Here is a 369-nt window from a genome sequence, read left to right as displayed (position 1 = left end):
GAGTTCCGGCATGGTTCCGCACCGCGTCATTCAGAGGTTCCAGATAGAACCCCTTGTCCATGAGCGGAGAAGGCGGCGCGGGCAAGGTCGGTCTCGCGCCGAGGTACGGTGAGGGTTCCGGCCTTGAAGGTGCGCCCGACCCGGTCCGCCCAAGTCTCGCGCTCCGCTTGGGTGAGGCCATGCCACCAGTCCAAAGCCGGTTCCGTCTGGGGTTCTGCTGCAAGGAGGGGCGGGGCGTCGTCCGTGTCCTGCTGGCGGCGACGTACGGCGCTGTGGCGTTCATTCTCTCTGGCGGTATCTGCGGCGTCGTGCGGGTCTTTCCAGCGCCAGCGGAAGGTGACGGCATGGACCGACCGGCCCTGCTTCTCC

General features: G+C 67.2%; 1 protein-coding gene. It reads right to left on the bottom strand.

The genetic code is table 11. The features are described 5' to 3' along the window. Nucleotides 1–26: 26 nt before the first annotated feature. The coding region (locus AB4091_RS22030; protein WP_442295075.1) for a hypothetical protein at nucleotides 27–369 on the bottom strand (343 nt) is incomplete at its 5' end.

The sequence above is a fragment of the Terrabacter sp. 2RAF25 genome, assembly GCF_052115265.1.
Taxonomy (GTDB): Bacteria; Actinomycetota; Actinomycetes; order Actinomycetales; family Dermatophilaceae; genus Terrabacter.
The sequence above is the reverse complement of the archived record's forward strand: the minus strand, read 5'-3'. Positions and strand labels throughout refer to the sequence as shown.